Annotated in this window: 15 protein-coding genes; 1 reads left to right on the forward strand and 14 read right to left on the reverse strand. The window is 70.9% G+C overall.

What is annotated here, in order from left to right; translation table 11 throughout:
* Window positions 1–82: 82 nt before the first annotated feature.
* The 14 genes from EOD42_RS21465 to EOD42_RS21530 all read right to left on the reverse strand — a co-directional run bounded on the left by EOD42_RS21465 (window position 83) and on the right by EOD42_RS21530 (window position 12,083).
* On the reverse strand, window positions 83–1,033 hold the full coding sequence (locus EOD42_RS21465; RefSeq protein ID WP_127789644.1) for a Bug family tripartite tricarboxylate transporter substrate binding protein: 951 nt from the start codon (window positions 1,031–1,033) through the stop codon (window positions 83–85).
* Window positions 1,034–1,109: 76 nt separating this feature from the next.
* Window positions 1,110–1,544, reverse strand: coding sequence for a prepilin peptidase (locus EOD42_RS21470; RefSeq protein WP_127789645.1), 435 nt, complete (start codon window positions 1,542–1,544; stop codon window positions 1,110–1,112).
* Between the two features lies 1 nt (window position 1,545).
* Complete coding sequence (locus tag EOD42_RS21475; protein WP_127789646.1) at window positions 1,546–1,974, reverse strand: TadE/TadG family type IV pilus assembly protein; 429 nt, start codon at window positions 1,972–1,974, stop codon at window positions 1,546–1,548.
* Window positions 1,975–1,978: 4 nt separating this feature from the next.
* Window positions 1,979–2,149 (reverse strand): Flp family type IVb pilin, encoded by a 171-nt coding sequence (locus tag EOD42_RS21480; RefSeq protein WP_127789647.1) that lies wholly within the window; start codon window positions 2,147–2,149, stop codon window positions 1,979–1,981.
* Between the two features lie 407 nt (window positions 2,150–2,556).
* Window positions 2,557–4,206 (reverse strand): pilus assembly protein TadG-related protein, encoded by a 1,650-nt coding sequence (locus tag EOD42_RS21485; RefSeq protein ID WP_127789648.1) that lies wholly within the window; start codon window positions 4,204–4,206, stop codon window positions 2,557–2,559.
* A gap of 2 nt (window positions 4,207–4,208) precedes the next feature.
* Window positions 4,209–4,472, reverse strand: coding sequence for a hypothetical protein (locus EOD42_RS21490; protein ID WP_127789649.1), 264 nt, complete (start codon window positions 4,470–4,472; stop codon window positions 4,209–4,211).
* Entirely contained in the window at window positions 4,472–5,167 is a 696-nt protein-coding gene (locus tag EOD42_RS21495) for a tetratricopeptide repeat protein (RefSeq protein WP_127789650.1), read from the reverse strand. Before EOD42_RS21495 ends, EOD42_RS21490 begins: the two co-directional genes overlap by 1 nt.
* On the reverse strand, window positions 5,164–6,048 hold the full coding sequence (locus EOD42_RS21500) for a type II secretion system F family protein (protein ID WP_127789651.1): 885 nt from the start codon (window positions 6,046–6,048) through the stop codon (window positions 5,164–5,166). The genes EOD42_RS21495 and EOD42_RS21500 overlap by 4 nt, the downstream gene beginning before the upstream one ends.
* Before the next feature lie 13 nt (window positions 6,049–6,061).
* Window positions 6,062–6,973, reverse strand: coding sequence for a type II secretion system F family protein (locus EOD42_RS21505; RefSeq protein ID WP_127789652.1), 912 nt, complete (start codon window positions 6,971–6,973; stop codon window positions 6,062–6,064).
* Window positions 6,970–8,235 (reverse strand): CpaF family protein, encoded by a 1,266-nt coding sequence (locus tag EOD42_RS21510; protein ID WP_127789653.1) that lies wholly within the window; start codon window positions 8,233–8,235, stop codon window positions 6,970–6,972. The genes EOD42_RS21505 and EOD42_RS21510 overlap by 4 nt, the downstream gene beginning before the upstream one ends.
* Window positions 8,232–9,461, reverse strand: coding sequence for an AAA family ATPase (locus EOD42_RS21515; protein ID WP_127789654.1), 1,230 nt, complete (start codon window positions 9,459–9,461; stop codon window positions 8,232–8,234). The genes EOD42_RS21510 and EOD42_RS21515 overlap by 4 nt, the downstream gene beginning before the upstream one ends.
* Window positions 9,458–10,942, reverse strand: a complete 1,485-nt coding sequence (locus tag EOD42_RS21520; RefSeq protein ID WP_127789655.1) for a type II and III secretion system protein family protein — start codon at window positions 10,940–10,942, stop codon at window positions 9,458–9,460. The genes EOD42_RS21515 and EOD42_RS21520 overlap by 4 nt, the downstream gene beginning before the upstream one ends.
* Window positions 10,939–11,850 (reverse strand): Flp pilus assembly protein CpaB, encoded by a 912-nt coding sequence (gene cpaB, locus EOD42_RS21525; protein WP_127789656.1) that lies wholly within the window; start codon window positions 11,848–11,850, stop codon window positions 10,939–10,941. Before cpaB ends, EOD42_RS21520 begins: the two co-directional genes overlap by 4 nt.
* Entirely contained in the window at window positions 11,844–12,083 is a 240-nt protein-coding gene (locus EOD42_RS21530; RefSeq protein ID WP_127789657.1) for a hypothetical protein, read from the reverse strand. Before EOD42_RS21530 ends, cpaB begins: the two co-directional genes overlap by 7 nt.
* Here EOD42_RS21530 and EOD42_RS26680 point away from each other — a divergent pair.
* Window positions 12,082–12,501 (forward strand): prepilin peptidase, encoded by a 420-nt coding sequence (locus EOD42_RS26680; RefSeq protein WP_408902180.1) that lies wholly within the window; start codon window positions 12,082–12,084, stop codon window positions 12,499–12,501. The two genes, EOD42_RS21530 and EOD42_RS26680, sit on opposite strands and share 2 nt — an antisense overlap.
* The last annotated feature ends 49 nt before the right edge of the window (window positions 12,502–12,550 follow it).

A 12,550-nucleotide genomic window follows, 5' to 3' on the forward strand; every position in this document is an offset into this window, starting at 1 on the left:
GCGACACCTCCATGGGGTGCCGTGCGCGACGTATCCTCACGCGCAGAGTGTGCGGCGCCGCACCGCCGGGCAAGCCGGAAAATCAGGCGCGCCGCAGCGCGCCGCGCACATCGTCGAGAAGCGTGTCCATCGCCTGCTGGAAGCCTGGGCCATCGGCATAGCCGTCGCTCTCGTTCAGCCGCTCCAGGAAGCGCTGCCAGGTGGGGGTGAACATGGCCTGGCGGAAACGGTCGTGGAAATAGCCGGCCATCTCATCCGTCAGCCCCGCAGGCCCCACCCAGCCCTTTTGGTTGTCGGCCACCACCTCGAAACCCAGCTCCCTGAGCGTGGGGACCTGCGGATAGGCGCGTGCGCGCTCGGCGGAGGCCACGGCGATCGGCACGATGTCGCCCGAGGTGACAAGCCCGCCCATCTCATCCGATGCCTGCACGCCGAGGTCGATCTGCCCGGCCAGCAGCGCCTGCGCCACCGGCCCGCCCCCTGTGTAGGGCACATGCAGGAACTCCACATTCGCGCGGCGTTCCAGCAGCATGAACAGCGAATGCGACAGGCTTCCGGCGCCCGCCGAACCATGGGTGACGCGGCCGGGCTCCGCGCGCGCGGCCTCGACCACCTGACGCATGTCGGTGAAGCGGCCGCCGCGCCCGCGCACGCAGATGAAGTGCGGGTGGCGCGTCAGGCGGATCACTGCCCGGAAGCCGCGCTTCGGGTCATAGGGCACGTCGCGATGGGCGGGGATGGAGGTGCTTTCGCTGCCGCCGGCCAGCAGCAGCGTGTGGCCGTCAGGTGCGGCACGGCTGACCTGCTCGGCCGCCAGAGCCCCGCCGGCGCCGGGTCGGTTCACCACCACCAGGGGCTGGGCGATCAGGGGGGCTGCGGCCTCGGCGATGGTGCGGGCGATGACGTCGCTGCCCCCGCCCGGCGCGAAACCCGCGATCAGCGTGACCGGCCGGCCTGGCTGCCAGCCGGGCTGGGCCAGCGCCGGCGAGGCGAGCATGGGCAGGGCCAGCATGGCCCGGCGATGAATGAACATGTGTTTCCTCCCGGTGCGCGGTCTGCCGCCGCGCGCTTGCCGCCATGTTCGGCAAGCATCGTCCCGGGGGCAAGAACTACGTCAGCACGCCGCCCGCCCAGCCCGCCGCCACCACCAGCGCGCAGACACTGGCGAAGGGCACGCGGCGCCGGCGCAGCGCGAAACCGAGAATGGCCGACAGGGCGAAGCTGACCGCCAGCACCGCCAGCGCCATGGAGGGACCGAGCCAGGCACCCAACGCGCCCGCCAGCAGCCAGTCGCCGCCGCCGAGCCACTGGTCCGCGCGCTTGCCGAGGATGAGGCGCATGAGGCCGAAGGGCAGCCACACCACCAGCACGCCCACCAGCGCCGCCAGCAGCCCGACCCAGTTGCCGACCAGCCAGCCCTTCAGGAATACGCAGAGGTAGAGCAGCGCCATCCAGCGCAGCGGCAGGCGCATGCGGCGCGCGTCGCTCACCGCCAGCACGAGCAGCAGGCAGCCCGCGGCGGCATCCAGCCATTGGGGGTTCATGTCAGTAGTAGCCGCCGACCTGCACGCTGACAGTGGCGGAGGGCCTGTTGGTCATCGCCGGCACCAGCGTGGCCAGGCGCTGCAGACCGAAGCGCGAGATGTCCAGGGTGACCGTGACATCCACGCGCGTGACGGGGTTTCCGATGGGCGTTACGACCACCTGCCTCGTGGAGGCCAGGCCGCCGTACCGCGTCAGCAGATTGGTGACCGCGGTGTTCGCCAGGCTTGTGCGCTCCGCCGCCGTGAGACCGGCGACGGAAGCACGGGCGCCCTCGCTGGCCGCCTGGGTTGCCACCAGCCTGGCGCCGAACTGCACGCCGAAACTGATGATCGCGAAGATCAGCATCAGCATCAGGGTCGCCAGGATGGCGAATTCGATGCTGACGCTGCCCCTTCGGGCCCAGGCGAGGCGCTGGCGAACGCCACGCATGACCTTACGAGCCGGTCAGCGCGGTCTGGATGCTGGTGAACAGGGTCGTCAGCTGGGTGCCGATCCCGCGGGCCGTCGCCGCGATCACGACGCCGATCAGCGCCGCCACCAGACCGTACTCGATGGCCGAGGCGCCGCTCTCGTCCCGCCACAGCCGCTTGATCATCGTCTTCATTGTTTCGTCCTTTCTCTGGCCGGTGATGAAGAAGGCCGACAGCGCATCCGGCGGGCACTGCCAGCAGTTTGGATCGCCCAAGAAAACCCTCGCAACACGGAACCTGTCACTGACGCATCACCGTGCGGCCCCACCGCAACGACCTGCGTCCCAGGTAAGTAATACTCTCCGCACCGAGAGAAAACAAGAACGATAAACTTCCGTAAGGGTCGTCGGAAATTCACCTTTTGTCAACCAATATCGTGCAGTTGATGAAGGATTCTGAGCACAGCCTAAGAGCGAACATCCAAGCGTATTCAACGTAAACACGTGCCGTTACACCGATACCCGAGGCATCGTGTTCCATCATACTACACGCGTCCAAATATTGATATTTTTGTTTTTCTAAAGAAATGAAAAGGCAGTTTTCAGTTCACTAGAGCCGTCACACCACAACGAATACCACTCACGCGCACATCGGCCTGGCCGAGCCGGACGCCCAGCGCGCTCAACAGGCCATCGAGAATGGGGTCCAGCGCCGACAGCACCGGGCTCAGAACCGCCAGAATCGAGGATGTGAGCCCGCCGAGACCCAAGCCCAGGCCAAGCACCTGAACGTCAAGTTGTGGCCTCAATGACCCGAGCAGCGAGCCGACAAGCCCGCCGGATGTCACGGAATGCACCGTTCCCGCCGCGACTTCCTGCTGGGTGAAGACCATGTCCGACTGCCCGCTGCCCAACGTCACCTGCGGGCTCCAGGCCGTGACCTTTACGACCCCCAGCACGTTCAGGATCGTGGCCGGCCCCGCCGACGCCATCGAGGATGCGGGATCGTTGAACTGCGCCTGCGTGATGTCCGCGATCTGTGCCCGCACCACGCCGGTATGCGCGCGGATGGTCGCCGTGGCGTCCGTGCCGGGTTCTCCCTGGCAGGCGATCGCCCGCAGCTCGGCCTCGGCCGGCGCGACATCCACGATCAGCGGCACATTGACCACCCCGCCCTGGAACAGCTGCAGCAGCCGGATGGTCAGCAGCACCCTGACCTGGGACGTCCAGGCCGAACTGCCCACCTGCCCCAGCGCATTGCCGGGCAGGCCCTGCGGCGGCTGGATCACGCGCACCTGCACACCCACCGTCGCGAGGCCGGGAATGTTGATCCCCACCGGCAGCGACACCGCCTGGTTGCCGCCCAGCTGAATCGCGGACTGCACCAGGTTCAGCGCATTCACGTCGAGGTTGGTGTAGCTCTGGTCCGCGCCGTACTGGCCCACCGGCATCGAATGGTTGAAGGCCAGCGACAGCAGATCCCCCAAGACCAGCCTGCGCCCGGCGGCCGAGGCCTGGGACAGAACCTCCAGCGTGGTCGCGGCACTCGCGCTGCTCGAATTCAGCACCTGGGCCGCCACGTCCAGCACCGCGCCGAGGCCGACGGAGGAATTGAGCAGATCGGTATAGGTGCCGGCATTCAGCCCCACCCGCGTCGCCAGCAGGTCCAGGAACTCCAGCAGCCCCACCTGCGCATTCGCGAGCCCGCGATAGGAGACGACATCCAGGCTGACGCTGCCGCCCAGAAGCGCGCTCAACAGCTGGTTCAGCAGGCCGCCATCCAGGCCCAGGGTCTGCGTGCCCACGCTGAAGGCCGCGAGCGGGCGGTGCGCGGCGGTCGCCGTGGCGGTCACGGTGGTGTTCGCCTGGCCCGTCATCACCCGTGTCAGCGCGAGGGACAACTGCGTCTGCGCCGTCACCCGGACGGCATTGGGCGTGGTGCCGCCGGCAGCGAAGCGCCCCGCGACGGAAAGCCCGGGATCATCGGTATAGGTGCCCGACACCACCGTGCGCTGCGCGGTGCCATAGCCCTGGCGCGTCATCGCGCTGCCGGCCAGCCCCTGCGCGGCCGAAGGCTCGCGCGCGGCACTCAGCGCCGCCACATCCACCGCGGCCTGCAGCGCGCGTCGTTCCAGATGCAGCCGCCCCACATCCACCGCCAGGCCCGTGAAGCCCAGCAGCGACGTCATCAGCAGGGCGGCCATGGGGGCCACCGCGCCGCGACGCAGACGATGCAGAAGACGGCCGCGCATGGTCAGCGCCCGGAGCCGCTGCCGCGCATGGACGGCGAGCGGGTGCTCGCGTTCATGTCGCGCAGCGGCGGCAACTGCCGCATCGCCTCCGCCTCATAGCCCGGCACGGGCGGCGGCGGCGGCTCCGTCATGCGGCTGTTCAGCTGCATCTGGATCACCTGCTGGAAAGGGCTCAGCGGCTGCGGCTCGGCGGCCGGCATGGTCATGCTCTGCGCGAACGCCCCCAGGGGGGTGGCCACGATCAGGGCCAGGGCGGTGATGCGCATCAGGATCTCCTCTCGGGACGAATGGTCAGGCGCTGCGCCTCGCGGCGGATCGCATTGCGGGTCTCGCTCGACTGGATCTGGCCCAGCACCCGCTCGCCATCGGCGCGGCGGCCGGTGGCCAGCAGAAGCAGGGCGATGTTGTTGCGGACTTCCTCGCTGTTCGGGTCCAGCTCAGAAGCCATGCGCAGCCGGTGCTCGGCACCCGGCGCGTCGCCCAGGTTCAGCAGCGCGAAGCCCAGGTTGTTGATGAAGCGCACATTGGTGGGCTCCAGCCGGATCGCCGCCTCGAAGCGGTCCTTGGCCTCGTTCCAGCGGGCGCCGCGGCCGGCCAGCAGGCCCATGGTGTTCAGGGCCGCCGCCTGCTCGGCGCCGCCGCTGATGCGGCCGAGCGCCGCCGTCGCACCGGGCTCGTCGCCCAGGTCGGTCAGGATCTCGCCGCGCATCAGGTTGCTGGCGGGGCTCTGCCCGTGCTGGCGCTCATACTCGTCCAGATGCGCGAGGGCCGCCCGGTTGCTGCCGCGCTCGCGCAGGCCACGGATCACATCCAGGTACAGGTTGCGTGCCTGCTGGCGGTCGGTGGCGGGGCTGGGCGCGGTCGCGGCGGGCGCGCCGGTGGTCGGCCCCAGCACGCCGCGGACGGTCTCACAGCCCGGGGCCAGCGCCAGTACGGCCAGCAGTAGACAGGGCCTGATCATTGCATACCTCTCAGTGTGGTCAGCACGGCGCTGACGGCGGGTGCGCCGATCAGCCCGACAAGGGCGGGCAGCAGGGTCGCGACCATCACCACCGTCATCTGCGTCGTGGCCTTGCCGATCGCGATCCGCGCGTCGGACAGGCGCCGGTCGCGCAGATCCTGCGCGAGGCTCTTCAGCGGCTGCAGAACCTCGGTGCCGTGCAGCAGGGACTGGCGCAGCACCTCCACCACATAGCGGCCGTCCTCGATGCCCAGGCGCTCACCGAAGCGCACCAGCGAGAGTTCGTAGGGAACACCGCGGTCCAGATCGAGCACGAAGCCGCGCAGCACCTTCTGCACGGCGGGTGCCGGGTGCGGGTCAAGCGAGGCGGAGAAGCGCATCGCCTGCTCGATGGCCGCGCCGCTCTCCAGCACCATGCACATCACGTCGATGGCCACCGGCAGTTCGGCGCGCAGCAGCCGCGCGCGCTTCGTCGCGCGCGCATCCAGCCAGCGCCCGGGCAGGATGAAGAAGATGCCGGCGCCCAGCGCCGCATCGGCCGAGGCACCCAGCAGCGGTTCCCACAGCGCCCCCACGCCCGCGGCCACGGCGCAGAGCGCGAGGCGGATCAGGCTGAAGGCGGGTGCGGCCTCACGCCAGGTGATGCCGGCCAGCAGCAGCTTGTTCTCGAGCTCGGCGCGGGACTTGCCCTTGCCCGCCAGCGCATTGCCCAAGCCCAGCACCGCCTGGCGCAGGCCCAGGGAACGGCGGCTCGCGGTCTCTGCCTCCCGCACGGCCACATGGCGCAACCGCCGGTACACGAGGCCCGAGCGCCCCTGCTGCATGGCCAGCGCCAGCAGCATCGCGCCCCCCAGCAGCAGCATCGTCGATGCGATCATCATCGCCCTGCCCTCCTCAGTACCGGGGGCGCGCGATCTGCCGCAGCAGAAACACGCCCATCAGATAGAGGCCGCCCAGCCAGAAGACCACGCCGCGCCCCTGCGCGGGGTCGCTGTAGTATTCGAGGTAGCCGGGCGTGGTCATGAGCATCCAGCCGCCCACCGCCAGCGGCAGCAGCGCCAGCACGACGGAGGACATGCGCACCTCGGCGGTGGCCGCCTGCATCTCGCGCGCCACCTTCTCGCGTGAGCGCATGCCCTCGGCCAGGTTGCCGAGCGCCGTGGCCAGCCGGCCGCCGAACCGCACCGAGGTCGCGACCGCCGCCGCCAGGGCCGCCAGTTCCTGGTTGCCGTGGCGGTTCGCCACCCAGGCCAGCGTCTCGCTCAGCCCCGCGCCCGCCTGCACGCGCAGGCCGGCCGGCAGGAACACCGCCTGCAGCACCGGGTTGGTCGCCGTGATCGCGCGCTGCATCGCCTGCGGCACGGAGGCACCGACCAGGATGTGCTGGCGCACCGCCTCCAGGAAGGAAGGCAACCCCGCCTGCAGCGCGCGCTGCCGCCGGTCATAGGCAAAGCGCAGCGCGACGACGACGACCAGCGCGGCCAGCCCCAGCACGACCAGCGCGAACTCCCAGGCCAGCATCGAGCCCGCGACCACCCCCACGGCCAGCAGGAACAGCGGCACGCCCGGCACCAGCAGCCGCGGCGACAGGCCCGAGCGCAGCGCGAACAGCGCGATACGCCCCTCGCCCACCCCTTCGCCGGTGTCGACCAGGGTCTTCTGCGCCTCCAGCCGCGCGTCGCGCAGCACCTTGAGCCGCGCCTGCGTCACGCGGCGCGCCCGGCTTTCGCGCCAGCCGGCGACCAGGGCCAGGACCACGCCCAGCACCCCGATCATGATCAGCAGCAGGACCTGTGCCCGGTTCATTCCGCGAGCCCCCGCACCGATTGCAGCTTCGCCAGGAAGGTGGAGCTGTTCACCCGCGCCGTGCCGCCCGCGGCCTCGGTCCAGGTGAAGACCTCGTGCATGCGGTAGGTGTCGTTCTCCACCCCCGCCAGTTCCGCCACGCTGACCAGGCGGCGCACGCCGTCCGTGCCGCGCCGCACCTCCGCGATCACGTTGATGGAGGAGGAGACGAAGCGCCGCACCGCGATGGGCTCGATCGGCAGGCCGCTGAAGGCCAGCAGCATCTCCAGGCGCGCCAGCGCGTCGCGGGGCGAATTGGCGTGCAGCGTGGACATGGAGCCGTCATGGCCCGTGCTCATGGCCTGCAGCATCTCGATCGCCTCGGCGCCGCGCACCTCGCCCAGGATGATGCGGTCGGGGCGCATACGCAGGGCGTTGCGCACCAGGTCGCGCAGCGTCACGGCCTGGCCGCCGTCGCTGGTCTGCGGGCGGGATTCCAGGCGCACCACATGTTCCTGGCGCAGCTGCAGCTCCGCCGCGTCCTCGATGGTGACCAGGCGTTCCTCGTGCCCGATGAAGCTCGACATCACGTTCAGCAGCGTGGTTTTGCCCGAGCCCGTACCGCCGATGATCAGCATGTTCAGCCGGGCGCGCACGGCGCGCGCCAGATAGTCGATCACCTCGCGGGGCGCGAAGTTGCGGCGCACCAGGTCGATGGCACCCATCATGACCTTGCGCTGCTTGCGGATGGAGATGGCGGGGCCGTCCAGCGCGACCGGCGGCACCACGATGTTCACGCGCGACCCGTCGGGCAGGCGCGCGTCGCAATAGGGGGTGCTTTCATCCACGCGCCGGCCGATCGGGCCCACGATGCGCTGGATCACGGCCAGCACATGCGCGTCGTCGCGGAAGCGCACCGGCACGCGCGCCAGCCGGCCGCCGCGCTCGACATAGATCCGGCGCGGGCCGTTCACGATGATGTCGTCCACCGTGGGGTCGGCCAGCAGCGGCTCCAGCGGGCCGAAGCCCACCACCTCATCCACCAGCTCATCGGCCAGGCGCGCGCGCTCGCCCACATTCAGCGCCGCCTCCATCTCCGCCAGTGCCGTATCCACGGCGAGTGCGATGTGGCGGCGCAGTTCCGGACGGCCCAACCTCTCCACCGCCTCGCCGCGCGCCTCCAGACGGTCGAGCAGCAGGGCGAAAGCGCGAGACTTGATCGCCTGATACTCGTCCGTCAGCCGCACCGAGGCGCCGGGCAGGATGTCGCCGTCGCCGCTCATCTGCCGAACAGCCCCTGCAGGTTGACCAGCCGCTGCAGCAGGCTGCGCTGGGCGCGCTGCATGCCCTCGGGCTGCAGCCGCGCCGACAGTTCGGCCACACCGCGCGCCATGGCGCGGTCCTTGGGCATCAGCGTGCCGAAGCGGCCCTCATTGGCGGCCGTGCGCAGCACCTGCCGCCGGTCGGGCAGCGGCACATGGCGCGAGATGCCGAGCGTGCCCGCGAGAGCGGGCGCGGTCGGATGCTGGCGCGCATCGTGCTCGGCCACCGCCAGCACCAGGCTGGACGGCACGCCGCCGGGGAAGGACTGGCGCATCAGCTCGGCCGCCGCCTGGGCGCCGGCGATGCTCTGCGTCATCACCAGGCTGGCATGCGGCAGGCCCGAGAGCAGCGAGGCCGCACGCGGCGTGGCCGCATGGCCCAGATGCACCACCACCATGTCGTAGAAGCCGCGCAGCAGCCCCACCAGCGCGCCGATATCGGCCGCACTGGCACTTTCGGCGCGGCCCGGCCGCTGGCCCAGGTAACGCAGGCCCGACGCGTTCTCCTGCACCACCGCGCCATTCAGCAGCGTGGCGTCCAGGCGGTCGATGTCGTCCAGCGCGTCGGCCAGCGTGTAGCGGGGCGCGACATCGAGGGCGAGCTCGCTCTCCCACGCATCCGGCGCGAGATCGAGCAGCAGCACCGTGCCGGCACCCGGGGCCGTCGCCTCGCGCACCGCCAGCGACAGCGCGACTTCCCGCGAGCTGTCTGAGGCACGGGCGCCGATCACGGCCTTGGCCGGGCACAGCCGGCTGGGGGAGCTGTCACGCGGATCGCGCTCCAGCCGCTTGCGCAGCACGCGGCGCAGCACCAGGTCGCCCGCCTGGCGGCCGACGTAATCCGCGGCCCCCGCCCGCAGGCAGGTCAGGATCATGTCGGCCTGGCCCTCGTCGCCGAGCGCCACCAGCGCCACGCCCGGCAGGGCCCGGCGCAGGCGGGTGATCATCTGCTCCAGCTCCGCACCGCCGTCATCGGTGTCGATCAGCAGCAGGGAGGGCCGGGTCTCACCGATCGCGGCCAGCGCGATCTCGGCATCCGGGTCCGCGCGGTGCAGCGTGGCGACGCCCGCCATCGCCGCCGCCACGCGGTCGGTCAGCGCCGGGTCCAGCGTCAGGATCATGGCCTGCGGCAGGCGGCCGGAGCCATCGGCCGCGCCGGCGGCCAGGGAGGTCGTGATCGCGTTCATCGCATCAATCCGAAGCGGGCGGCCTGTTCCTCCGGCGTGTTGCGCTGAAGGATCATGTCCAGGGTTCCGGGGATCTGCTCGCGCCGGGTGAAGGCGGTGGGCAGACGGGCGTTGTCGATCGGCCGCACGAGGCGCGGGGTGGCGATGATCACCAGCTCCTGCGTCTCCCGCGAGGCATTGGTGCGCGAGAACAGCGCACCGATCACCGGCAGCTGGCCCAGCGCCGGGATGCGGTCGCCGAGGTTGCTGGTGTTGGAGAGCGTCATCCCCGCGAGCATGAAGCTCTGCCCGCTCGCGAGCTCCACCGTGGTGCTGGCGGAACGCTTGCGGAAGGCCGGGATGTTGAAGCCCGAGAGCGTGACGGCGTTGGTGTAGTCCAGCTCGCTCACCTCGGGGTTCACGCGCAGGGTGATGCGGCCAGCGGAATTGACCGTTGCCGCCACCTCGAGCCGCACGCCGAAGGGACGGTACTCGACGGTCACGGTGTTGAAGCCCGCGCCCACCAGCGGGGTCGGCACCGGGATCTCGCCGCCGGCCAGGAAGCTCGCCTGCTCACCCGAACGCACCAGCAGGGTGGGCTGCGCCAGCACCTGCGCGAAATTGGTGCTGGCGAGTGCCGAGATCGCGGCCAGGATGTTGTTGGAGCTGTTGCCCAGCAGCAGGCCGAAGGCGCTGCTCATGGGCGAGGCCATGGAGGCCGCGGTGCCCGCCAGCGCCGCCAGGCTGGGCGTGGAGCTGCCCAGATTGCCCGGCACATAGGTATTGCCGCCGATGCCGGTGCTGCTGGCCGAGGCGCCCGGCGCGGTGATGCTGCCCTGCACGCTGGTGCCGAGCGAGCGGAAGTTGAAGCCGAACTGCTGCAGGCGGGTGGCCTGGACGGCGGCGAACATAACCTCCACCGCCACCACCGTCTCACCCGTGACGGCGGTGTTGTCGATCACCCCCTCGCGGCCGCGCAGCGGCGCGGTCAGGCGGCGATGCGCGTCGAGGTCAGGCACCTGCCCCTCCAGCACGATCCGCCCGCCCTCGCTGCTGGGGCGCGCATTCGCCAGAGCCGGGTCGCTGGCCGCGGCCGCGCGCGCGGCATCCAGGCCGGCCGCGACCGAGACGCGGATGCGGTCGGGCTGGTCGTTGCCGCTCCAGAGGAAGATGTCGGTGCTGCCTTCGGTCAGGCCCACGATGCGCAGCCGGCCGCCCACGAAGGTGACATCGGCCACCTGCGGGTTGCCCACCGCGATGCGGCGCAGCCCGGCAGAGGCCTCGATCACCTCCTGCCCGCCGAGCGGCACGGAGACGTTGGGCGGCGCCTGGCGCTGCACACCCGCGCGGCGCGGCTGGCTGCGGGCGGCGGCGGGTGCCGCCACCGGGGCTGCCACCGCAGGCGCCGCCGGGGCGGCTGCGTCCTGGGCCTGCGAGGGGGCCGGGGCAAGACCCCAGGCCAGACCCAGCGCCAGGGCGGAAATCGAGTAACGGACCATCATCGTGCGCCTCGCTGGGGGGAAGAAGAGGAAGGACCACGGAGGATCTCCGGGCCGCTGCGGACGGGGGCCACGCGCCTCTCGGGCTGGGCCGCGGGCATGGGCGGGGCCTCCACCTCGCCCAGCAGCTCGCTGCGGGCAGTGCGGACGGGCGGCACCACATCCCGGTCCTCGGGGTTGCGCAGGGCCAGCATGTAGCCGCCATCGCCGCGCGCCAGGCCCAGCAGCATCAGCTGTTCCGGGGTCACGGCCAGGGTGGCCGTGCGCAGCGGCGCGGGCGGGCGGCCGCCCTGCGTCGTCTGGGGCTGGGCGGGCTCCGCGCCCAGCTGGTCGCCCACGGCCAGCAGCAGCACATCCTGCAGCACCAGCCGCGCCAGATCGGGCGGACGCGCATTGTCGCGCGGCTGGCCGGGCTCAGGGTCATCGCGGGTGACGAGCATCACGTCGACATGGTCGCCGGGCTTCAGCAGGAAGCTCACGCCCGTGTCCTCGGCCAGGCGCAGGGTGGTGGCGCGGTGGTTGCGCGGCACCAGCGGCCCGAGACCGGCGGCGGTGGGGTTGGCGGAGATCACGCTGGAAAGCAGGGTCTGGCCCGGAACGATGCGCTCCAGCGCCACCCGGCCCACGGCATCCTCGGCCGCGCGCAGAACCTCGGCACCCGGCTGGGCCACGACCTCGATGGTGGTCAGCGCCTCCGCCTGGATCATCGCGCCGCGCGGGATCTCGCGCAGGGCGACCAGCATGCGGGGCCGGGCCTCGGCCGGCGGCGGCGCCGGCAGCGGGGTCAGCGGGACGGGGGCGGGCGCCACCGACACCGGCTCACGCGGGGTCAGCTCCTTGACCATCAGCACCGAGCCGGCCACGAGCAGCAGGGTCGCGGAACCCATCAGGATCTTGGACGAATTCAGCATGAGCCGCGCACCCCACACATCGTTTCCACCTCTTTCACAGAGCCGTTACCGACAATTATTACCGCGCCACACAACCGAAGAGCGATTGATTTTTTCTCAATACAACTCTTGAAATATCCACTAATGTCGCGCGAGGACTTGTTGCGTCGCAAAAACACTTGCGGGATGCACTGACGGCCGTTTCCGCTATAATGAATATTGATGAGAGACCCTGATTTGTTGTTGCCGTTCATGGCCTTATGCCTCTGGGCTACGGCTATTGCCGTTGTCGATCTGCGCCAGCGGCGCATCGGGAACCTGTCGCTGCTTCCGGGACTTGGCATCGCCGTCGCCTGGCTGCTGTACGCGCCGCCGCAGGGGCTGGCGGGGGCCGCCTATGGCGCCGTCGCCGCCCTTGCCGCCCTGCTTCCCGCCTGGTGGCTGCGCGTCATGGGCGGGGGCGACGTCAAGCTCGCCGTGGTCCTGGCGCTGATCGACCCCGACGCGCTGCTGCTGGCCCTCATCATCGCCATCCTGGCCGCGCTGGGCCTTGGCCTGGCGCGGCGCGCGCGCGGCGGCCGCCCGGGGCCGCTGGCCCTGACCGGCATTCCCTTCGCGCCCCTTCTCGTCCCGCCCTTCCTGCTGCTGGTGGGGCTGCGCCTTTTCGGCTGAATCCGGCAGCGCCAGGGGCTGGCGCCACAGCAGGGGCGGCGCCGCCTGG

Source organism: Rhodovarius crocodyli, from assembly GCF_004005855.1.
Lineage (GTDB): Bacteria > Pseudomonadota > Alphaproteobacteria > Acetobacterales > Acetobacteraceae > Rhodovarius > Rhodovarius crocodyli.